Source organism: Streptomyces griseus subsp. griseus, assembly GCF_000720255.1.
In the GTDB taxonomy this organism is placed as follows: domain Bacteria; phylum Actinomycetota; class Actinomycetes; order Streptomycetales; family Streptomycetaceae; genus Streptomyces; species Streptomyces griseus_I.
The window spans coordinates 164,419-185,227 of sequence record NZ_JOJE01000002.1 but is presented as its reverse complement, the minus strand read 5'-3'; the positions used below and the strand labels follow the sequence as shown (position 1 = coordinate 185,227).

At 71.8% G+C, this 20,809-nt stretch carries 18 protein-coding genes; 10 read left to right on the top strand and 8 right to left on the bottom strand.

The window, feature by feature from the left end:
• Positions 1-598 precede the first annotated feature (598 nt).
• Together IG99_RS04460 and IG99_RS04455 are read left to right on the top strand one after the other, a co-directional pair.
• Entirely contained in the window at positions 599-1,042 is a 444-nt protein-coding gene (locus tag IG99_RS04460; RefSeq protein WP_037669994.1) for a GNAT family N-acetyltransferase, read from the top strand.
• A 129-nt stretch (positions 1,043-1,171) separates the two neighbouring features.
• Complete coding sequence (locus tag IG99_RS04455) at positions 1,172-2,638, top strand: PAS domain-containing protein (RefSeq protein WP_037670237.1); 1,467 nt, start codon at positions 1,172-1,174, stop codon at positions 2,636-2,638.
• 33 nt (positions 2,639-2,671) lie between these two features.
• On the opposite strand, the gene IG99_RS04450 is transcribed toward IG99_RS04455, so the two are convergent.
• Positions 2,672-3,427 carry an SIS domain-containing protein gene (locus IG99_RS04450; protein WP_037669992.1) on the bottom strand — a complete coding sequence of 252 codons (756 nt, stop codon included), beginning with the start codon at positions 3,425-3,427 and terminating at the stop codon, positions 2,672-2,674.
• 271 nt (positions 3,428-3,698) lie between these two features.
• Between IG99_RS04450 and IG99_RS04445 the strand changes: the two genes are divergently transcribed.
• Together IG99_RS04445 and IG99_RS04440 are read left to right on the top strand one after the other, a co-directional pair.
• On the top strand, positions 3,699-4,391 hold the full coding sequence (locus tag IG99_RS04445) for a metal-dependent transcriptional regulator (protein ID WP_037669991.1): 693 nt from the start codon (positions 3,699-3,701) through the stop codon (positions 4,389-4,391).
• Positions 4,392-5,000: 609 nt separating this feature from the next.
• Complete coding sequence (locus IG99_RS04440; protein ID WP_037669989.1) at positions 5,001-5,945, top strand: alpha/beta fold hydrolase; 945 nt, start codon at positions 5,001-5,003, stop codon at positions 5,943-5,945.
• Between the two features lie 150 nt (positions 5,946-6,095).
• Here the strand turns inward: IG99_RS04440 and IG99_RS04435 are convergent, their stop codons facing one another.
• The 3 genes from IG99_RS04435 to IG99_RS04425 form a co-directional block, all read right to left on the bottom strand.
• Complete coding sequence (locus IG99_RS04435; RefSeq protein WP_037669987.1) at positions 6,096-7,679, bottom strand: hypothetical protein; 1,584 nt, start codon at positions 7,677-7,679, stop codon at positions 6,096-6,098.
• A complete protein-coding gene (locus IG99_RS04430; RefSeq protein ID WP_037669985.1) occupies positions 7,676-8,440 on the bottom strand; it encodes an ABC transporter ATP-binding protein in 765 nt (254 codons plus the stop codon). The genes IG99_RS04435 and IG99_RS04430 overlap by 4 nt, the downstream gene beginning before the upstream one ends.
• Before the next feature lie 105 nt (positions 8,441-8,545).
• Positions 8,546-9,208, bottom strand: a complete 663-nt coding sequence (locus IG99_RS04425; RefSeq protein WP_037669983.1) for a bifunctional DNA primase/polymerase — start codon at positions 9,206-9,208, stop codon at positions 8,546-8,548.
• A 307-nt stretch (positions 9,209-9,515) separates the two neighbouring features.
• Between IG99_RS04425 and IG99_RS04420 the strand changes: the two genes are divergently transcribed.
• A complete protein-coding gene (locus tag IG99_RS04420; RefSeq protein ID WP_037669980.1) occupies positions 9,516-10,901 on the top strand; it encodes a hypothetical protein in 1,386 nt (461 codons plus the stop codon).
• Between the two features lie 244 nt (positions 10,902-11,145).
• Positions 11,146-12,972, top strand: coding sequence for a hypothetical protein (locus tag IG99_RS04415; RefSeq protein ID WP_037669978.1), 1,827 nt, complete (start codon positions 11,146-11,148; stop codon positions 12,970-12,972).
• Between the two features lie 30 nt (positions 12,973-13,002).
• Here the strand turns inward: IG99_RS04415 and IG99_RS04410 are convergent, their stop codons facing one another.
• Positions 13,003-14,319 carry an ABC transporter substrate-binding protein gene (locus IG99_RS04410; protein ID WP_037669975.1) on the bottom strand — a complete coding sequence of 439 codons (1,317 nt, stop codon included), beginning with the start codon at positions 14,317-14,319 and terminating at the stop codon, positions 13,003-13,005.
• A gap of 117 nt (positions 14,320-14,436) precedes the next feature.
• Here IG99_RS04410 and IG99_RS04405 point away from each other — a divergent pair, with 117 nt between their 5' ends.
• Positions 14,437-14,937 (top strand): SCO4402 family protein, encoded by a 501-nt coding sequence (locus IG99_RS04405; protein WP_037669974.1) that lies wholly within the window; start codon positions 14,437-14,439, stop codon positions 14,935-14,937.
• Positions 14,938-15,020: 83 nt separating this feature from the next.
• The gene (gene purU, locus IG99_RS04400; RefSeq protein ID WP_037669972.1) at positions 15,021-15,902 is read left to right on the top strand and encodes a formyltetrahydrofolate deformylase; all 882 of its coding nucleotides are present in this window, start codon (positions 15,021-15,023) and stop codon (positions 15,900-15,902) included.
• A 93-nt stretch (positions 15,903-15,995) separates the two neighbouring features.
• On the opposite strand, the gene IG99_RS04395 is transcribed toward purU, so the two are convergent.
• Together IG99_RS04395 and IG99_RS04390 are read right to left on the bottom strand one after the other, a co-directional pair.
• Positions 15,996-17,219: a zf-HC2 domain-containing protein gene (locus IG99_RS04395; protein WP_051864930.1), complete on the bottom strand. Its 1,224-nt coding sequence runs from the start codon at positions 17,217-17,219 to the stop codon at positions 15,996-15,998.
• A 95-nt stretch (positions 17,220-17,314) separates the two neighbouring features.
• Positions 17,315-17,896, bottom strand: a complete 582-nt coding sequence (locus IG99_RS04390; protein WP_037669968.1) for a sigma-70 family RNA polymerase sigma factor — start codon at positions 17,894-17,896, stop codon at positions 17,315-17,317.
• Positions 17,897-18,251: 355 nt separating this feature from the next.
• Here IG99_RS04390 and IG99_RS04385 point away from each other — a divergent pair, with 355 nt between their 5' ends.
• Together IG99_RS04385 and IG99_RS04380 are read left to right on the top strand one after the other, a co-directional pair.
• The gene (locus IG99_RS04385) at positions 18,252-18,632 is read left to right on the top strand and encodes an STAS domain-containing protein (protein ID WP_037669966.1); all 381 of its coding nucleotides are present in this window, start codon (positions 18,252-18,254) and stop codon (positions 18,630-18,632) included.
• Between the two features lie 146 nt (positions 18,633-18,778).
• Positions 18,779-19,291, top strand: coding sequence for an EF-hand domain-containing protein (locus IG99_RS04380; protein WP_037669965.1), 513 nt, complete (start codon positions 18,779-18,781; stop codon positions 19,289-19,291).
• Here the strand turns inward: IG99_RS04380 and IG99_RS04375 are convergent.
• The gene (locus IG99_RS04375) at positions 19,275-20,792 is read right to left on the bottom strand and encodes a class I adenylate-forming enzyme family protein (protein ID WP_037669963.1); all 1,518 of its coding nucleotides are present in this window, start codon (positions 20,790-20,792) and stop codon (positions 19,275-19,277) included. The two genes, IG99_RS04380 and IG99_RS04375, sit on opposite strands and share 17 nt — an antisense overlap.
• Positions 20,793-20,809: the final 17 nt, after the last annotated feature.

Genomic DNA, 20,809 nt, shown 5'->3' with positions numbered 1-20,809 from the left:
CGCGATGGCGGCTCCTGATTCGGCCCGGACCCCGTATCCATATCCGTCGCCCCGCTGCAGGAGCTTCAGGTTCCAGTACGAGACGTTGAACCGGCCTGATGGTGTCGTGAGGCTGTGCTGTCCCCGCGCGCGCACTGAAATACGGCCGGTCCACGTCCCCGCCCACTTGCCCGTGGGTATGAGGGCACGCACAAGATCTCCCGTGATGTAGCCGAAGTGCTGTTTGGTGCGGGCCCGCCGCAACCGGGGGAAGCCGTACCGGTCCGGGGTCGTTCGGGCGTATGAGCCGCGCCCGGCAGCCTTGGCGACGAGGACTTGTACGGGGAACCGTACGATCCTGCCGCCGCTCTCGTGGTCAAGAGGTCCCACGGCCAGGGCATCCAGGGTATGGGTCTTCTCGAGCCCCATTGCGCTGCGATTTCCCGTGGTGAGTCTGCCGGACCAGGTATGCACGGGTCTGCCAAGGGCGCTCAGTGCGTCTGCGAGCCGCGAGCGAATTGTGTTCATGGCTGCGGCGTCGTCGAGCGGTGTCTTGATCTGCTGGAGGATCCTTGTGTGGGTGTTGACTGATTGATCACGTCTGCCGTTCGCTGGTGCCGTGACTGATCTTCGTATCGAACCGGTGGCCGGCGAGCGGATGCTGGAGCAGTGGCGGCATGTGCACAACGTGATCGTGCCCCCTGCGGCGATGTCCCTCGACGAGGTGCGGGAGCGGGCCGGGCGTTATCGCCTGGAGAACGCCTACGTCGGCGATGTGCTCGTCGGTTGTTCGACAGTGCGGCCGCCGGAGGGTGAGGAGGCGGTGGCGACGGTCATCGCGCGCGTACTGCCGGAATCCCGGCGGCGGGGGTTCGGGGCCGCGTTGTACGAGCGGGGGGTCGATTACGCGCGCGTGCAGGGGGCAGGCGTGATCGAGACGGTCGTGCTGGCCGAGAACGAGGAGGGCGTCCGGTTTGCTGAGGCGCGTGGGTTTGCCGAGGTCGAGCGGTATGTGCTCGACGGGGAGACGGACGTGTGGCTGACGTTGCGGCTGGCGGGGTGAATTTCGGCGTACAACGATTCCTGCAATCTTGCGGGAATCTGATGTGTGCTGCGTCACGTTCCAGTTGAATGAAGGTGAGTGAGCGAACCGACGCGTCGTGCGTGCGGACGCAGCCTGCAGGGGGTCCAGGTGAGTGCTTCCCGACGTAGTGGGACCACCGACGAGCTGGGGCCGGACGAGCCCGAGCCCGGGCAGACCGGGTCGGAGCGGACCGGGTCCGAGCAGCCGGGGCGGTCCGAGCCGCCCGACCAGCATGAGCGGGACGGCTCGGATCTGCTCGCCGCGCTGCTCGACGGCATGGACGCGGCGCTGTGCGCCTTCGACGCCGACGGCGTGGTGACGCACTGGAACCGCGAGGCGGAACGGATCCTCGGCTGGAGCGCGGCCGAGGCCGTGGGCCGGCACGGTTTCGCCGGCTGGGCCGTGCGCAGCGCGGACGCCGAGGACGTCGAGGGGCGGCTGATGTCCACCATGCACGCGCCCGGCAGACAGGTGTACGAGTTCGCGCTGCTGACCAAGGAGGGCGGGCGCGTCCTGGTGCGGACCCAGTCCGCGGCCGTACGCGGCCCCGACGGGAAGCCCGCCGGCGTGTACTGCGCCTTCAGCGAGGTGCACGCGCAGATCGACCTGGAGCGGTCCATCGCGCTGAGCGAGGCCTTGTTCGAGGACGCGAGCTGGGGTGTCGTCCTCGTCGACGCGGACCTGCGGCCCGCCGTGGTCAACGCGCACGCCGCCCGAGCCCTGGGCATCGGCCGTACGTCCGTGCTGGGACGGCCGCTCGGGGATCTGCTGACGCAGGGCGTCGAGGAGCTGGAGAGCGCCCTCACCCATGTGCTGGCCGAGGGCGCGCCGCCCGCGCCGGCGGAGATCTGGGTGAGCGTGCGGACGCCCGAGGGCGAGAAGCGGCGGTGCTGGCGCAGCGGCTTCCTGCGGCTGGCCTCGCCGCTCGCCGAGGAACCGGTTCCGCTCGGGGTGGGCTGGCTGTTCCAGGACGTCACCGAGACCAAGCAGGGCGAGCAGGAGGCGGCGCTGCTGCGTTTCCGCGCCAAGCAGCTGCACCGTGCGGCGCGGGCGGCCGCGGAGTGCGAGGACCCGGCGGAGGCGGCCGTCGTCCACCTGGACTTCGCGCTCGCCGGCTTCGCCGACCACGCCCTCGTCGACCGGGTGTCGGGCGGGTCGGTGGCCGACGCGGACACCGTGGGACCGGTGCGGCTGGTACGGGCCGCGGCGACGCCCTCCGGTGCGCCCGGACCGAGTGTGCTGACCGGTCAGGCGGGGCTGCCCGTCCGCTATGCCGAGGGTCATCCGGCGCTGCAGTGCGTGGCGCGGTCCGGGTCGGTCCGGGCCGGCGTCGGTGCCGTACCGGCCGAGCAGGCGAGTGAGTGGGCCCGGGTCCGGCAGTGGCCGTCGGACACGGTGCACGCGCTGTGCGCGGTGCTGCGCAGCCGGGGCCGGACCCTGGGCGTGGTGACGTTCCTGCGTGCCTCGGGCCGCTCCGCGTTCGAGCGCTCCGACGCGACCTACGCCGAGGACGTCGCCGTACGTATCGCGATGGCGCTGGATCTGGCGGCGTCGGTGGGTGAGCGGAAGGACTGAGCAGGCCGCATCGCGGCTGTGCCGGTGGCGGTCTCAGTGCCGGTAGAAGATCCGGTCCCGGTACTGCTCCATGATCCGGCTGTTCCAGTCGTGGCCGCCGTCGACGTTGCCCGAGCGCAGCAGTGGGGGTTCGATGTCGCGGTCGGCGAGGGTGGCGGCCGCGGTGGCGACGACGGCCTGGAGGAGGGCGGAGGTGACGACCGTCGAGGCCGGGGCGAAGGGGGCGGGGACGGTGTCGAGGGTGAGTTCCGCGTCGCCGACCGCGATCTTGGAGTCGAGCACGATGTCGCAGTGGTCCTTCAGGTACGTGCCGGAGGCGTGCCGGGACGTCGTATGCGAGGCGTACGCCACCGAGGTCACGCCGATGACCCGCACGCCGAGGGCGCGGGCGGTCATGGCCATCTCCACGGGGAGGGCGTTGCGTCCGGAGAGGGAGATGATCACGAGTGCGTCGCCCTGGCGGACGGGGGAGGACTCGATGACCGCGCTCGCGAGGCCGTCCACCCGTTCCAGGGCGGAGCCGAGCGTGGCGGGCATGACATCCACGCCGACGGTGCCCGGTACGGCGAGCAGGTTCATCAGGGCGAGTCCGCCGGCGCGGTAGACGACGTCCTGGGCGGCGAGGGAGGAGTGCCCCGCGCCGAACGCGAAGAGGCGGCCGCCGGAGGCGACGGTGTCGGCGAGGAGCGTGCCGGCGGCCTCGATGGTTTCGGCCTCCTCGTCGCGGACCCGCTGGAGCAGGGTGATCGCGGCGTCGAAGAACTGGCCGGCCGGCTTGCTGTCGCTCATCCGCGGGGCTCCTTCGCCGTCTGACGGTGTCCGTGTCGCGGATACCGTGCGGTCTGGACCACTGCGGTGTCAATACGACGCCACGCGCGCCGTGGCCGACGAGGCCCGCCCCGTCGGCGCACTTCTCCCGCCGCCGCGCGGGTGGCGACGTAATCGCCTCGTTGCATCGGCGCGGCACGGTTGTCGGTGGTATGCGTCAGAATTGAGTCCACGGCCAGCGCACGCGCCGGAGAGCCGTTCAGCCTTCGGCAGAGCTAATCGAGGGGCACGTATGTCCGGACTGATCGACACCACGGAGATGTATCTCCGCACCATCCTCGAGCTGGAGGAGGAAGGTGTGGTCCCCATGCGCGCCCGGATCGCCGAACGCCTCGACCAGAGCGGGCCGACGGTCAGCCAGACGGTGGCGCGGATGGAGCGCGACGGGCTGGTGTCCGTGGCCAGTGACCGCCATCTGGAGCTGACGGACGAGGGGCGTCGTCTGGCCACGCGTGTCATGCGCAAGCACCGCCTCGCCGAGTGCCTGCTGGTCGACGTGATCGGCCTGGAGTGGGAGCAGGTGCACGCCGAGGCGTGTCGCTGGGAGCACGTGATGAGCGAGGCGGTGGAGCGGCGTGTGCTGGAGCTGCTGCGCCACCCGACGGAGTCGCCGTACGGCAACCCGATCCCCGGTCTGGAGGAGCTCGGCGAGAAGGACGGTGCCGTTCCCTTCCTGGACGAGGGCATGGTGTCGCTGGCCGACCTCGACCCGGGCACGGACGGCAAGACGGTGGTCGTCCGCCGTATCGGCGAGCCGATCCAGACGGACGCGCAGCTGATGTACACGCTGCGTAGGGCGGGTGTGCAGCCGGGTTCGGTGGTGAGCGTGACGGAGTCGGCGGGCGGGGTGCTGGTGGGCAGCGGTGGTGAGGCGGCCGAGCTGGAGGCGGACGTCGCTTCCCATGTGTTCGTCGCCAAGCGCTGAGTAGGGGCTGACGCACGGCGCTGAGCTCTGGCTGGGCAACTCTCGGGGCGGCGGGGGCAGTTGTGGCGTCCCGTCGATCCGGTCGAATCCAAGATTCCCTGTGTCGAATCGCAGCGCTTCGACGGTTCGCGTGCGAGGGTTGTCGCTGAGGCATATGACCTAGGGGGGCCGGGCGGATGTGCCGTGATCATGTGGAGGGCCCCGGTGCCGTTGAGCACCGGGGCCTGTCCTCCCCTGTCATGACCCGGAGCCCCGAGCTCTCAGGGTCATTCCCGTCGGACCGTTTTCCCCGAGCGGTCCGCCTCCCGTTGAAGATCTCCCCTCGCCAGCGCCGATCATTCCTTGCGGGTGGTCACTCGAACGAGCGGTGTTGTGAGCGGAGAGTGCAGTTCTCGAATGAGCATTCGATAATCTGCCTGTGACGGTCTGCGCGGCCCGTGCGTTAGTAGGAGAGGGGTATCCGAACGCACGCGACGTGTGCGACGACGAGAGCGGGACAGGGAAAGCGGCACGACGGCACGGCAGCGACGGCATACAGGACGCGCTACGGGACCGGCCGGCTCGATCGGGAGCGACGGTCCGAGCGGAGCGAGGGGGGTGCCAGAACCAATGGCGCGACGCATCGACGTGACCGGGGCGGGGGGCGTACGCCTGGCCGCCTGGGAGTTCGGCGATCCTCCCAAGAGCGACCCGGCACCGCTCCTACCGGGGCAGGCCGACCCGTTCGTACCGGGACAGGCCGGACCGGTCGACCAGCCCCGTGCCCAGGGGGCCGGGGCCGGGCGGGCGCCCGGGGTGCTCTTACTGCACGGCCTGATGGGCCGCGCCTCGCACTGGGCGTCCACCGCCCGCTGGCTCTCCGAACGCCACCGCGCGGTCGCACTGGACCAGCGGGGCCACGGCCAGAGCGAGAAGCCCCCACGGGCCGCCTACACCCGCGAGGCGTACGTCGACGACGCCGAGGCCGCCCTGGAGCAGCTCGGCCTCGCCCCGGCCCTCCTCGTCGGCCACGCCATGGGCGCGCTGACCGCCTGGCAGCTCGCCGCCAAGCGCCCCGACCTGGTGCACGGCCTGATCATCTGCGACATGAGGGCCTCCGCGCTCGGCGCGGCCTCGCAGCGCGAGTGGGGGGACTGGTTCAAGACCTGGCCGGTGCCCTTCGCCACCCTCGCCGACGTACGGAAGTGGTTCGGTGAGGACGATCCCTGGGTGGAGCGCCCGAATCCGTCCCGGGGCGCGTTCTACGCCGAGGTGATGCAGGAGTCCGCCGACGGCTGGCGGCCCGTCTTCGAGCCGGAGCAGATGCTGAAGTCCCGGGAGACGTGGGTGTTCGACGCCCACTGGGAGGAACTGGCGCAGGTGCAGTGCCCCACGTTGGTCGTCCGTGGCCTGGACGGTGAGCTGGGGCGTGCGGAGGCGCAGGAGATGGTGAGGGTGCTGCCCCGGGGGCAGTACGCGGAGGTGGCCGACGCGGGGCACCTCGTTCACTATGACCAGCCGGAGGCTTGGCGGGCGGCGATCGAGCCGTTCCTCGACGCGGTGCTCACGCGGTAGGGCCGGGTGCCTTCTGGGGTGCCTGGTTGTTCGACGTCGGCGGCCGCGGGTTGTTCGTTGCTGCTCGCGCCCACACGGCGGAGCCGCATATCGACACAGCCCCGCGCCCCCGTCGGGGCGCCGGCCGTCCCCGGCGTCCGTGAGGCGCCCTCAGCCCTTGCTCACCGCTGTCAGGATTTCCGGGAGGTGGTTCGCCGTGTGGGGGGCCGCCAGGCGGAGGCCGAGCAGGGTGATGGCCGTGCCGTAGGCCGCGCCCACCGGCAGGAGGAGCCAGGTGTAGGCGTCGCCGCCCGCGGCGACGTTGAGCCAGATGGTCAGGGCGATCACGGGGGCGCAGAGGAGGGCGCCGGAGATCATGCCGCCGAGGATGGCGATCCAGGCGAGTCCGGCCTGCCCGGGGGCCACGTTCTTGTGGCCCTCCTGGGGGATGGAGTACGGGAAGCGGGCCGATGTCCACGCCCCGGTCGCCAGCATCGCGCCGAGCAGGGCGAGGGACAGGCCCAACACCTCGGGCAGCTTCGCCCAGTCACCCAGCAGCGCGGTCGTCACCACGACGACGAGGGCGGCGTACGGCAGCGTGATCACCAGCAGGGCCAGCGCCCGTGCCCGCAGCTCGGCGTAAGCGTCCCGGGCCGACGAGATCGTCATGGCGACCATCCAGAACGCGGAGGTGTCCTGCCCGAACTGGTTGTACATCTGGATGCCGAGCATCCCGGCGGCGAAGCAGGCGAAGTAGAGCGAGCCGGTGCCCTGGAGGGCGTTGAAGACCGGCACGATCAACCCGATCGCCAGGGACGTCACCCAGGCCGCCTTGGTCTTGGGGTCGCGCCAGATGTAGCGCAGGCTGCGTTCCATGACCGTGCCGGTCCGCCCGGCGGGCAGCAGCCGGGAGAGCCCCGTCGACGTACCACGGTCACGCGACTCGGCGGCCTGGAGCGTCGAACCGTCGGGTGCGGTCATCAGCCGTGTCAGACTGCGCTCCCACACCACCACCAGCAGCACCAACGCGGCGACACTGATGGCGAGTTGCGCGGCCGCGATCCCGTACGAGCCCTCGCTGACCGAGTCGGCCATGCCGATCGCGGAGGCGGGCGGCACCCAGCGCAGCACCGTGGCCGCCGGGTCGAGCTCTCCGAGTCCGGACGAACCGAGCCGCTGTGCGCCGAAGTTGACGACCTGCGCGCCGACGGCGATGACCAGGCCGCTCAGCACGGCGAGGTCGCGGCCCTTGCGGCTGGTCAGCAGCCGGATGTTCGCGGCGGCGACGGCCCGCGCGAGAGCCACGCACAGCAGCAGCGCGAGGACGACCCCGACGATCCCGGTCACCAGCGCGGCCGCCCCGTGCGCCACGGCGATCGCCGAGCCCACCAGCAACAGCAGGGTGAACAGCGGCCCGATGCCCACCAGCGAGGCCGTGAGCAGCGCCCGCACCAGCGGCCGGGGCCGCAACGGCAGCATCACCAGCCGCGTCGGGTCCAGCGTCTCGTCGCCGCTGGGGAAGAACAGCGGCATCACCGCCCACCCCAGCCCCAGCACCGCCACGAGCAGCACGACCAGCGAGACGGCGTGTTCGTGCCCGCGCAGGGCGAGGAGTCCGAGCAACTGCAGTGCGGCGAACAGCAGAACGACGACGGCAGAGGCGATGTAGGCGGTCCGCCGGCCTCCGGACTGCCGCAGCCCGTTCCGCAGCAGCGACAGCTTCAGCCGTACGACCGTGGAGGTCACGTTCGTCATCGGCCGCCGCCGAGCCAGTCGAGGTCGGTGGCGGTGTCGCGGCCGGTCGCGCCGACGAGGTCGAGGAAGGCGCGCTGAAGGGTGGGATGGTCGCCGCGCACCTCGTCGAGCGTGCCGTGGGCGCGGATCCGGCCGGCCGCCATCACGGCGACCCAGTCGCACAGCGACTCGACCAGCTCCATGACGTGCGAGGAGAAGACGACGGTGGCCCCGGAGGCCGTGTACCGCTCCAGGACGCCCCGGATGGTCTGCGCGGAGACCGGGTCGACGCCCTCGAAGGGCTCGTCGAGGAAGAGCACCTCGGGATTGTGGAGGAGAGCGGCCGCGAGCCCTATCTTCTTGCGCATGCCGGTCGAGTAGTCGACGACCAGCTTGTGCTGTGCGCCGGCCAGGTCGAGGACGTCCAGGAGCTGCGTGGCCCGCTTGTCGACCTCGGCACCGGGCAGTCCGCGCAACCGCCCGCTGTACGCGAGCAGTTCCCGCCCCGACAGTCGCTCGAACAGTCTGAGTCCCTCGGGCAGCACCCCGATCCGCGCCTTCACCTCGACCGGGTCCCGCCACACGTCGTGCCCCACGACCTCGACGCTCCCCTGATCGGGCCTGAGCAGTCCGGTCACCATCGACAACGTGGTGGTCTTCCCAGCCCCGTTGGGCCCCACGAGCCCGATGAACTTCCCGGAGGGCAGATCAAGATCGATCCCGGCAACGGCGACCTGCTGCCCGAACCTCTTCCAGAGCCCACGCACACGAACGGACGTCATACGCGAAGCCTACGGCTCAGTAGCTCCGCAGGGGCGCGAGACTGTGCTGATATGCGGCTCCGCCGCGTGGGCGCGGGAAACCAAGAACGACCCGCAGTCGCCGAACTACCGGTCCCGCCCGCACGCGTAGGCCAACGGCGAGATCAACTCCTCCGCGTCCGGCAGCCACCGATTCGCGGGCGTAGGCCGGCAGGCCCACTGCACGGCCCCCCGAGACCCGAACCGAGTAGGCGGCGCAGCCACATACGCCCCCTCCCCGAGCGCGACCAGATCAAGGGACGTGGGCGACCAGCCCAGCTTCCGCACCAGATCCGGCACCTTCACCGACGCCCCCGGCAGCACGAAGAAGTGCATCCGACGATCCGGCGTCAAGGTCACGGGCCCGAGCGTCAGCTCCATCCGTTCCATCCGCGCCAGCGCCAGAAACCCGGCCGTCTCCGGAACGGAGATCGCGTCGAAGGTCCGCCCCGTCGGCAGCAGGATCGAAGCCGTCGGCTGCTTCTGCCACATCCGGCGCGCCACGGTCGCACTGCCGGTGGCCTGCGTCGCCCAGTCCGCACGCGCCGGATGCGCGCCGGGTACGGCGCACGCGACGTCACCGCAGGAACAGTGCTGCACCCCTTCGACCGCTTCCAGCCAGGTGCCGGGGAACACGTCCCAGTGGCGCTCCTCGGCGTAGCGAACGGCGGTCTCCAGCAGCGATTCCCCGCGCTGCTTCGGAATCTGAGCGGCTTCGGTGCCCGCGATCGTCTCTTCCACGATGAACACAACTCCCGCACCCACCTGGAGTTACGGGCGTAGCGCGCGCGGGGGAGGAGCATCGATTCCGTGTCCGGGGCGCATGGGTGCATGTGCGGGGGCGCGCGCGAGGATCCGCGGCGGCAGCGGGTAGGCAGGGATGGGGCCGGCTTCCGCCGTTACCCCGGCAATCCTCGCATTTTCGTCCTGTTTGCGGGGCATTGATCTTTGCGGCCGGATCCTTTCGCCTCTGTTCTCCGGAGGTGTCGTGGCCCGGTCGGGAAAGACACACCAACTCGGTGCACGGGCAAGCACCGCAGCCACAGGGGGTACGCCAATGGCCGCGAGGCCACTCGTAGCGCGGCAGCCGAACGAACGGCTGCAGGCGCTCATCCAGGAAGCGGGGTGCTCGAACGCCGGGCTGGCCCGTCGGGTCAACATGTGCGGCGCGGAGCACGGCCTCGACCTGCGCTACGACAAGACGTCGGTGGCGCGTTGGCTGCGTGGACAGCAGCCGCGCGGACGGGCCCCGGCGATCATCGCCGAGGCGCTGGGCCGCAAGCTGGGCCGTACGGTCACGATCGACGAGATCGGCATGGCCAACGGCAAGAACCTCGCGTCGGGTGTCGGTCTCCAGTTCTCGCCGACGGTACTGGGGGCCATCGAGCAGGTGTGTGAGTTGTGGCGGAGCGACGTGGGCCGCCGTGACTTCCTGTCCGGCTCGTCCGTCGCCGCGTCCGCGCTGGTCGAGCCCAGCCGGGACTGGCTGATCTCCGCACCCGACGCCCAGGTGTCGCGCTCGGCCGGGCCGCGGGTGGGCCAGTCCGACGTGGCGGCGGTCCGGGCGATGACCCAGGCACTGGTCGACCTGGACCACCAGTACGGCAGCGGGCACGTCCGCCCGGTCGTCGTGCACTACCTCAACAGCGTCGTCTCCGGGCTGCTGGCCGGCTCGTACCGGGAGGCGGTGGGACGTGATCTGTTCGCCGCGGTCGCGCGGTTGACGGAGCTCGCCGGGTACATGGCGGTCGACACCGGCCAACCGGGCCTGGCCCAGCGGTACTACATCCAGGCGCTGCGGCTCGCGCAGGCGGCGGGCGACCGCGGATACGGCGGGTACGTCCTCGCCGCGTCCATGAGCCATCTCGCCGCGCAGCTCGGGAACCCGCGGGAGATCTCGCAGTTGGCGAGGGCGGCGCAGGAGGGGGCGCGCGGGCGCGTGTCGCCGCGTGCGGAGGCGATGTTCTTCGCGGCGGAGGCGCGTGGGCACGCCCTGCTGGGTGACGCGCGGGCCGCCCATGTGGCGTCCGGGCGGGCGGTCGCCGCGCTGGAGACGGCCGATCCGGGCTCCGGGGACGACCCGGAGTGGATCGCGCACTTCGACGAGGCCTACCTGGCCGACGAGTTGGCGCACTGCCACCGCGACCTGGGGCAGGCCGAGGCGGCGGTCCGGTGCGCCGAGCAGTCCCTGGCCGGGCATCCCGAGTCCCGCGCGCGCAGGCGGGCCATCGGCTATCTCCTGCTCGCCACCGCGCAGGTCCAGCAGCGGGAGCTGGAACTGGCCTGCCACACCGGCCTGAAGGCCGTGGAGCTCCTGGAGAAGCTCCGCTCCAACCGGGGCGCCGAGTATCTGGAGGACTTCCAGCAGCGGCTCGATCCGTACCGGGACGAGTCGGTGGTACGCGAGTTCGGCGCACGGCTGGGCACGCCGGTCGCCGCGTGAAACCCCCGGTGATCGGCGGGTGAACCAACGGACAACGGAACTTGGTGGTGGGAGGAGGCGCCGTACGGCGGGCGGTGAGCGGAGGGGGAGCACTGGGGGAGCGGTTGCTGTCACCGCCGTCACATTGATCTGTTACGGCGGTCACAGGGACCCAGGTCACGGCCTGAGCTGCGTAGCACCTGGCTCCACGGACCCGGTAGCGTGAGCCGACGATTCCGAAGGTCCCCCATAAGCAGGAGTCCCGGTGACGCAGAGTGGACAGGGCGAGGAGCCCTCGGCGCGGCCCGCGCGCGAAGGCATCGTGCTGCCCTCCGACGGTGGCGAGCCGCTGCTGCCGGGTATGACGGGCGGACCGGGCGACCGGCAGCAGGGCCCGCAGCCGGGGCACGCGACCGGTCAGCAGTCCTACGGCGGGCAGTACGGCCGCCAGGACCCCGCCGCGGCCCCGCCCGGCGGTCAGGCCTGGGACCACCCGTGGGGCCCGGGCCAGCACCAGGATCCCGCCCCGTCCCCCGGCCAGGGCTGGCCGGCCCCGGCCGACCAGCAGTGGGGTACGCCCGAGCCGCCCGCGTGGGGCACCCCGCAGCAGTCGGGAGCGCTCCCGCCGGAGTCCACCCCGTCGCAGGGACACGAAGGACACCAGGGACGCCAGGGGTACGGGGGCTACGAAGGGCACCAGGGCTACGGCGCCGACGCCCAGCAGCAGGGCGGCTACGGCCCCGGCGCACAGCAGCAGGGCGGCTACGGCGCCGACGACCGGCAGCAGGGCTACGGCACCGGCCTGCAGCCCCAGGGCTACGGCACCGGCGCGCAGTCACCCGCGTACGGCACCTCCGGCGCCCCGCTGCCCCCGGCCGACGAGGGGGCCACGCAGTACATACCCCCCGTCCCGGCCGCCCAGGGGGACGAGGGGGCCACGCAGTACATACCCCCGGTCCCCGCCGCCCCGGCGGACGAAGGGGCCACCCAGTACATTCCGCCGGTCCCGGCCGCGTCCGCCGACGAGGGCGCGACGCAGTACCTCCCGCCCGTCGGGCCGGGGGCGCTGCCGCCCGAGACGCCGGCCGAGTCCACGCACTTCCTGGGGCGCTCGCCGCAGGGCGCACCGTCGACCGGGAGACCCGGGCCGGGCGCGGGACCCCTGCCGCCCACCTCGGGCTCCGACGCCGAGGCCACCCAGTACATCCCGCCCGTGACCGGGCAGCCCGGCGGGGCGCCGTACGGAAACCAGCGCACGCCCTCCGAGTTCGACAACCTCTTCCGCAGCGACCAGGGCGGGGGCGCCCAGGCCGGCTCGACCCAGCAGCTGCCGCTGATCCAGCAGCCCCAGGGCGGCTACGACGGTTACGCGCCCGCGGCCTCGTACGCCCCGCCGACCGGGCCCGGCGGCGGGCGAGGCGCGGCGCACGGTGACGACGGCGACGGTGGCCGGGGGCGCCGTACCGGCTCGCGCGTGCCGCTGATCGCCGCCATCGGGGTGGGTATCGCGGTCGTCGGCATCGGCGCGGGCGCGCTGCTGGCCGGCGGGGGCGGCGGTGACGACAAGGGCGACAACAAGACCGCCGCCGCCTCGGCGCCCGCGACGGACGCCTCCGGTTCCGCTGCCGCCGATCCGGCGAAGCAGCAGGCGACCGCGCTGGACGCACTGCTGGCCGACAGCGGCAGCAGCCGCACCAGCGTGATCAACGCGGTGGCGGCCGTGAAGGCCTGCAACAACCTCGACCAGGCGGCCACGGACCTGCGCGACGCGGCCAAGCAGCGCAACGACCTGGTGACCAAGCTGTCCGGGCTGTCCGTCGACCAGTTGCCCGACCACACGGAGCTGACCAACGCCCTCACCAAGGCGTGGCAGGCCTCGGCGGCGGCCGACGACCACTACGCGGCCTGGGCCGACCAGGTCGCCGGCAACAAGAAGATGTGCAAGAAGGGCCAGGCCCGCGTCACGGGCCAGACCCAGGCGGGCAACCGCGAGAGCGGCACCGCCAGCATCCAGAAGAAGACCGCCGCCCGGCTGTGGAACGCGATCGCGGAGAAGTACGGCCTGACCCAACGCCAGCCGACCCAGCTCTGAGGGTGCCTCCGCCGAGGCACCCCGGCTCTCTCAGCCGAGGTCCGCGTCCAGGAGGGTCTTCGTCACGTCGACGAAGCCCTTCTCGGCGGCGACCAGGCGGCCCTGCCGGACGACCTGGAGGGTCACGGAGGTGTTCACCAGGCGCGGGAAGCCGACGGAGGCGAGCCGGTCGGAGAAGCGCCAGCGCAGTGGGGGCGTGAGGCCGCCGGTGGTGACCTTCAGCCCGCCGTTCAACGCCTTGCGCACCGTGCCGGCGCTCACCTCGCCGCCTTCGAGCGACTCCACGGCCTGCCGGAACGCGGTGTAGGCGATCCACGTGGTCTGCACGCCCGCGTCGGCGGGGTCGATGCGGTTGTCGGAGAAGGCCTGCTCCTTGATGACCTGCTTCATCTCGTCCCACCGCTCGTCGGTGGCCACCGGGTACCAGCCGCTGATGAAGGCACCCTCGTACGGCCCCGCCGCGCCGCCGGAGGCGTCGATGACGGTCTGGTCGACACTGCCCAGCACGGTCGCCGTGCGCACCGCGGGGTGGTCGGCGCGGGCGCGCCGGAAGGAGTCCATGAAGGTGTCGTTGCGGTCCCCGAGCGCGGGCACCACGCACCCCTCCTTCGCCGGGTTCCCGCCCGCGTGCGCCAGGGAGCGCTGGGCCTGGGTGGCGTACTCGGTGGAGTCCTCCTTGGCGAGCAGGTCGTGCGCGGCCGTGTGCCGTCCCGCCCGCAGGCCGGAGTCCAGCAGGGTCGGCAGCTGGTCGCCGGCGATGGAGTCGGGGCGCACGAGCGAGACCGGTCCGCAGCGCCCCGCGAGCTCCTTGCCGAGGCCGGCCAGGAGCGCGGGCTGGCCGCCGTTGACCGGGTAGGACAGCGGGCTGGTGAACTCGCTGTTGGTGACGCCGTAGCCGCCGATGTACGGGATGCCGCCGCTCTCCAGCGCCGGGAAGAAGGAGTCGGCGTACTGGCTGTAGGAGCCGACGACGGCGACCACGTTCTCCTTGACGGCGCGCCGGGCGCACTTCGCGGCCTGGACGCTGTCGTTGTGGTCGTTGCAGGTCAGAACCTCGAGCTTGCGGCCGCCGATGCCGCCGTGGGCGTTGACCCAGCGGGCGTAGGCGCGCGCGAAGGCGGGCATGCCGGGCTTGTTCGTCGCCTGGGTGTCCTCGGGCGCCCAGGTCATGACGGTGATCGGGCCGCCCCCGGCGCCCCCCGTGCCGCCGGGGACGATCCCGCAACCGGCGGCGAGCGACGCACACGCGGCCAGCGCGCCCGCCGTACGAACCGTGGCTGTCACGGGACGGGTGAAGCGGCCGAACATGTGGAGGAATGTGCTTCGCGTGCGTCGCGTGCCGGTCATGGAAACGCACGATTCCTGCACACCGCTAACCTGGGAGTGACCTCCGGTCAACGGTCGGTGACACGGAGGTGAATTGCAGGGGGCGGTCAGCCGCGGACGAGGGGGAACGTACGATCGATGACCGTGCAAGGTTCGGAGAACTCTTCCCGTCGCGGGCGTCGCTCATTCACCATGGGCGGCATGCCCCTCAATGACATGCCCTGGTGGCGATGGCGCAGCAATGTCCGCTCCGCGCTGCACATGCTCTCCGATCCGGTGTTCCAGCGGGACGTCTGGCTGGCAGGCTTGGAAGGGTACGGGGACGTCACCGACGCCGTGTACCGCCTCGTCGAGGACACCTGGCTGGACAACTGGTCCGCCGAGAAGTACGTCGGCACGATCTTCCGGGACTCCCAGGAGGCGGCGCTCGTCGACACCGCCGTGCTGCGGGTGCTGAGGATCATGCACCAGGTCGGCCCGGACGCGCCGGTCTCCGCGTACGTCGACAACCAGGCCTGGCCGGAGGCGGTGCGGGCGGCCCGTGACGCGCATGTGCGGATGGCCGCGGCCGACGGGGAGGACCCGGACGCGCCCCCGCGCACCCTCGAGGTGCTGCGCATCATGACGCGGTCCGCGTAGGCCCTGTCGAGGCCGTTTCCCGGCTCGGTCCGCGTGGCGGACGGGTTCCGGTGAGGGTCATGGGATATGGGACCCTGTCCTGCATGAACGCGCAGTCCACCCGAGCCGCCGCCCCGGCCGACCAGTACGTCCTCACCCTCTCCTGCCCGGACAAGCAGGGCATCGTGCACGCCGTGTCGAGCTACCTCTTCATGACCGGCTGCAACATCGAGGACAGCCAGCAGTTCGGCGACCACGACACGGGACTGTTCTTCATGCGCGTCCACTTCTCGGCAGAGGCTCCGGTGACCGTGGACAAGCTGCGCGCCAGCTTCGCGGCGATCGGTGACTCCTTCCACATGGAGTGGCAGATCAACCGGGCCGACGAGAAGATGCGCATCGTGCTGATGGTCAGCAAGTTCGGGCACTGCCTGAACGACCTGCTGTTCCGGGCGCGGATCGGGGCGCTGCCGGTGGAGATCGCCGCGGTGGTGTCGAACCATACGGACTTCGCCGAGCTGGTGGGGTCGTACAACCTTCCCTTCCATCACATTCCGGTGACGAAGGACACGAAGGCGCAGGCTGAGGCGCAGCTGCTGGAGCTGGTGCGCGCGGAGAACGTCGAGCTGGTGGTGCTGGCCCGGTACATGCAGGTGCTCTCCGACGACCTGTGCAAGCAGCTCAGCGGGCGGATCATCAACATCCACCACTCCTTCCTGCCGAGCTTCAAGGGCGCGAAGCCGTACCACCAGGCGCACGCGCGTGGGGTGAAGCTGATCGGGGCGACCGCGCACTATGTGACGGCGGACCTCGACGAGGGACCGATCATCGAGCAGGAGGTCGAGCGGGTGGGGCACGACGTCACCCCGGACCAATTGGTCGCGATCGGGCGGGACGTGGAGTGCCAGGCGCTGGCGCGGGCCGTGAAGTGGCACGCGGAGCGGCGCATCCTGCTGAACGGGCGCCGGACGGTCGTGTTCGCCTAGCGGCTCGGGACTTCTGCCGCCGGGCGGGTGCGGTGGCGTCGTGGTGACCGGCCCCCACTCACCCCCGGTCGCCCGCGAGGCCGCAACCCAGCCCTACATCCGGCTCAGCGACGCCGCCGCGAACAGTACGTCCTTGATGGCCTCGCGGTCGCCGACCTGACCGGCCGCGGCCTCGGCGGGAGACACATGTCCCGCGGCCAGGCGGCAGAACTCGGCGCCGTCGAGGGCGACGTGCGCGACCTCGTGCTGGGCGGAGCCGAGGGCGGCCGGTGAGTCCAGGGGGATCAGCCACTCGCCGCCGCCGTTTCCCTCGATCTCCAGACGGAGGCTGCGGCCGGGCTCGCCGGCCGGGACCAGGTGCCGGTGCGGGACGGCGGAGGCCAGCCCGGCGCGGCGGCGGGCGGCGAGGGTGTGCGGCAGCATCCGTACCGCCAGTTTGATCATCGCGTTCAGATGGCGGGGCGAGGGCGGGGTGTACGGGTAGTCCACCGCCCCCGCGATGTCCTCGGCGTGCACCCAGCACTCGAAGGCCCGGTCCAGCAGGGCGTCGCGCAGGCGCAGCTCGAAGTCGCCGTACGGCACCCTGCGGTCGCCGGAGCCGCAGCCGGTGAACGACGCCGTGCGGACGATGTCGCGGCCCTGTTTGCGCCACGGCGTCCGTACGGAGCGGGTCGGCGGGAAGTGCGCGGCGCGCCAGTAGGCCTCGGTGCGGCCCGCGGGGGTGGCGTCCGCGCCGTCGGTGACATCGCCGAGGGGGTCGGAGAGGCCGAGGGCGACGGCGACCAGCCCGTCGACGGCCAGCAGGTGGGCGATGACTCCCGCGACGGTCGTACGACGGGTCGCCGTGGTGTCCCGCTCGAACCAGCGCAGGCGTACGGGGGCGTGCCACTCGGCGTCGCCGAAGTCCTGGAGCAGGGCGTCGAGTCGGGCGGTCTCGGCGTCGTACGAGGTCGCCCACTCCGGGACCGCGATGCGGGGCGGGCGGCGGTCGAGGCAGCCGGCGAGGACGCGGGTGCGCAGGCCGGGGTCGAGGTCGAGGCTCTCCGGGCGCTGCAGCAGGCCGACCGCCTCACGCAGCCGCCGCGCCTCGTCCGCGCAGGCCCCGCAACCGCCGAGGTGCTCCTCGACGGCCAGGGCCTCCTCCGCCGAGCACGCCGCCAGCGCCCACGCCCCGAGCAACGACTTGAGCACCCGGTGCTCGAACACGGGCGCCGGCTCCCACCCGGCCGGCGCCACCAAACTGTCCTCCACGGAAACCCGAGGCACCGGCTCGTCCATGCCGCCGGACTCGGCCATGCCGTAAGAGTCATCCGCCATGTTCTGCCCCGGCGCGGCCGACCCCGGGAGGCCCGCCACGGCGTGCACCTCGGGGTCCGCGTGCTGGGCGGCGTCGTCCGGCGACCCGGCGCTCCTCATGCCGCACCGCCGTATCCCGGCGGGGCGCCCGGTGTGTCGGTGTCGTGGGCGGTGGCCAGAAGTTGGAGGCCGAGGCGGAGGCGGCGGCGGGCCTCGTCCTCGGTGACGCCGAGGTCCGCCGCGGTCTGGCGGTAGTCGCGGCGCTGGAAGTAGGCGAGTTCGAGGGCGGCCCGCAGCGGAGTGGGCATGGCGTGCACGATGTAGTCGGCGCGGGCGGCGACCGAGGCGTGCCGCACCTTGTGTTCCAGGTCCTCCGTGGAACCCTCGCCGTCCTGGGCGAGAGCGGCCGTCTCCAGGGCACGCAGCCGCTGTACGGCGAGACGGCTGGTGAGCGCGGCGACCCAGGTGCGCAGGGGCCCCTTGTGCGGGTCGTAGGCGTCCGGGTGCTCCCAGACGTGGGTGAAGACCTCACGGGTGATGCGGTCGGCCGCCCGTTCGTCCTCCAGCACGCGGTGGGCGAGGCCGTGTACGAGCGAGGCGAACCGGTCGTACAGCTCACCGAGGGCGGCCGCCTCCCCGCGGGTGAGCCGCTGCTGCATCTTGCGGTCCCAGCGGGACGGTGCGTCCTGCGTCGCCATGCGGCCCCCTCACCCGTGCGCTCGCGTCCAGCCTGCGTCCTTCGTCATCCCGAATGTAGTCGGCATGCACGGGAACGCACGCCCCTTTGTGGCAATGTGCGCCCCCCAGCCCGTTCCAGGTGGTAGAGGGGCTCCGGGGTGCGCCGGGCGTACTTCCGGGCCCGCCTACCCGTCGTTTCCCCGCTCAAGCCTGATCGAACAGGATCGAATACGACTGAAACCAGCCTCTTTTGTTCGATTACCGTTTCTCGCGCTGTGTTTCAGGGAACGGCCGCTGGGCAGCCGCGCAGCAAGGAAGCGTAGGAGCGGCTTCCGTTTTCCGGTTTTTCCGGGATGAGATCAGCGAGCGAAGGGCGTGGTGGTGGCGTTCAAAGTGACCGACGGGGAGCAGGCCGGGTGGGCCGTGCTCCACGTCTCCGGTGAACTGGACCTGGTGACGTCGCCGGTGCTGCGTCAACGGGTGCACGACGTAGTGGCCGACGGCCGCCACAGTCTCGTCCTCGACCTCTCCGAGGTGCAGTTCTGCGACTCCAGCGGTGTCGGCGTGCTGATCGCCGTCCGCCGTCTCATCCGCTCCTGTCGGGGCACCCTGCGCCTGATCCTGCCCGCGCAGGGCGCGGTCGACGGCTCCCACGTCAACCGTGTGCTCGGAGCGCTCGGCGTGCGACGGCTGTTCGACGTGTATGCCGACGTGGAGGGCGCCGTTGAGGACGAGGCGGGCCCGCTGTCGGCCTGAACACCGCCCCCGCGACTGCCACACCGTTGTCGCGGAATGTCCCCGGTATTGGTACAAGCACCGGTTTCCCGCACCCCCACGGCCCACCACGTCGTACGCTCCGTGCCAGAAACACCCTCACGTGACGTAAGGCGGCCCGAAAACACATGGTCAGCAGCGAGTACGAGCGCAGGATCGCCGACCGGTTCGCCACCTTCGACCAGGACGGCAACGGCTACATCGACCGCGAGGACTTCAACGTGGCGGCCAAGGCGCTGCTCGTGGAGTTCGGCACCACGGCCCGCTCCGACAAGGGGCAGGCGCTGTACGCCGGAGCGGAGGCGTTCTGGCAGGGCATGGCCGGCATAGCGGACCGGGACGGTGACCAGCGCATCAACCGGGACGAGTTCGTGAACGGCGCGCTCAAGCGCCTGCGCGACAACCCCGAGCGGTTCGCCGAGATCGCCCGCCCCTTCCTGCACGCCGCCCTCGACATCGCGGACACCGACGGCGACGGATCGGCCACGGTCGCCGACACCGCGCGCGTGCTCGCCCTGTTGGGCGTGCCGGAGGACGCCGCCCGCACGGCCGCCGCCGCGCTCGACGCGGACGGCGACGGCAAGGTGGGCGAGGCCGAGATCGTCCCGGCGTTCGCCCGCTACTTCACCGTTCCCGAATAGCGGTCCCCGCATAGCGTTCGCGCAGCTTGTACTTGAGCACCTTGCGCAAGGTCTCGTTGCGGGGAAGGGCGTCCACCACCTCCAGCCGTTCCGGCAGCTTGTGCGTCGACAGCCCTTCCGCCCGCAGGTACGACGTCACCGCCGCCAGGGTCAGCACCTCGGCCCCCGGCGGCTGCTCCACCACCGCGCACACCCGCTCCCCGCGCTCCGCGTCCGGCAGTCCGATCACGGCTACGTCCCCGACCGCCGGATGCGCGTGCAGCAGGTCCTCTATCTCCTTCGCGGAGACGTTCTCACCCTTGCGGATGATCACGTCCTTCAGGCGTCCCGTCAGCACCAGATGCCCGCTGGACGTGAGGTGCCCCAGGTCGCCGGTGCGCAGGAAGCCGTCCGCGTCGAACGCCTCCGCGGTCTGCGCCGGGTCCAGATAGCCCCGGCAGACGGCCTCCCCGCGCAGTCGTACTTCCCCGTCGACGATCCGTACCTCCATCCCCTCCGGCGGCCGTCCCTCCGTCGTCGCCAGCTCCTCCGGGGTGTCGTCCGGCGCCCCCATCGTGATCATCGGCACCTCCGTCATGCCGTAGCCGTGGGTGAGCCGCACCCCCATCTCCCGTACGACGGCGTGGTACAGCTCCGGCGGCTTGGGCGCCCCGCCGCCGGCGAGCAGCCGCAGGGTAGGAATCACCGGGTCGCCCGGCTGTCCGCGCTGCTCGGCGAGGAACATCGAGTAGAACGCCGTGGACCCGCCCGCCATCGTCACCCCGTGCTCGCGGTACTCCTCCAGCGCGTCCGGCAGCGCGAACTGCTCGAACAGCACCGCGGGGAAGCCGTACAGCAGCAGCATCACCGTGTAGTCGGGGCCGCCGATGTGGGCGTAGGGGAAGGCGATCGAGCCGACGTCGGCGGCCGTGGGGCGCAGCGCGTGGGCGAGGCAGGAACCGCCCGCGATGAGCGAACGGTCCGTGTGCAGCACGCCCTTGGGGTCGGAGGTGGTGCCGGAGGTCCAGTAGATCCAGCGGACGGCGGTGCCGTCGGTGGGCGGGGCGGGCAGTACGGCCGGGTCGCCCTCCGGGAGCCCGTCGTACGCCTCGAAGACGCCCTTCGCGCCCAGCCGACGCGCCATCTCCGTGTGATCGAATCCCCGCCAGACGCCCGGCACCGCGAAGAACTCCGCCTTCGACTCCCGCAGCGCGAAGCCGACCTCCCGGTCCCGGTAGAAGGGGATGACCGGGGTCTGTACGGCGCCCAGGCGGGCCAGGGCGAAGGACAGGACGGCCGTCTCGACGCGGGTGGGCAGCTGCCAGGCCACGACCGTGCCGGGGCGTACGCCCATGTCGTACAGCCCGGCCGCGACGCGCTCGGCACGCGCGCGCAGTGCGCCGAAGGTGAGCGTGCGGTGCTCCTGGAGGAAGAGCGGGCGGTCGGGGGCCAGGTCGGCGCGACGGTCGAGCAGCTCCCACAGCGTGCGGGAGGAACTCAGCGAGTGCGGGGTCTCGGTCACGGATGCCCCTCCTTGGC